The sequence below is a fragment of the Streptococcus mitis genome (genome assembly GCF_008763935.1).
In the GTDB taxonomy this organism is placed as follows: domain Bacteria; phylum Bacillota; class Bacilli; order Lactobacillales; family Streptococcaceae; genus Streptococcus; species Streptococcus mitis_DB.
The window spans coordinates 1-503 of sequence record NZ_VTQF01000038.1 but is presented as its reverse complement, the minus strand read 5'-3'; the positions used below and the strand labels follow the sequence as shown (position 1 = coordinate 503).

Sequence of the window (503 nt, the reverse complement as noted above, 5' to 3'; positions counted from 1 at the left end):
GTAGTAGTAGATGACAAAGGTAACGCAACTGTTACAACACCGTCAGGTAAGACAGCGGTTATTCCAGCAGCTGATTTGACGAAGACAGCAGAAGCAGCGTCTAAACCAAATGCAGGCGACGATGTGATTACCCCAGCGTCTAAGACAGTAGTAGCCAATCCAGAAGCCCTTACTCCAGAAGAGAAGAAAGCTATTGAGGATAAGGTTAAAGCCGTTAACCCAGGTGCTACGGTAGTAGTAGATGACAAAGGTAACGCAACTGTTACAACACCGTCAGGTAAGACAGCGGTTATTCCAGCAGCTGATTTGACGAAGACAGCAGAAGCAGCGTCTAAACCAAATGCAGGCGACGATGTGATTACCCCAGCGTCTAAGACAGTAGTAGCCAATCCAGAAGCCCTTACTCCAGAAGAGAAGAAAGCTATTGAGGATAAGGTTAAAGCCGTTAACCCAGGAGCTACAGTAGTAGTAGATGACAAAGGTAACGCAACTGTTACAACACC

The 503-nt window shown here is 46.5% G+C and carries 1 protein-coding gene; it reads left to right on the top strand.

The genetic code is table 11. The annotated features are described in order from the left end of the window. Window positions 1–503 (top strand): hypothetical protein (locus F9B91_RS11210; protein ID WP_419991892.1); only part of this gene is annotated, 503 nt, incomplete at both ends.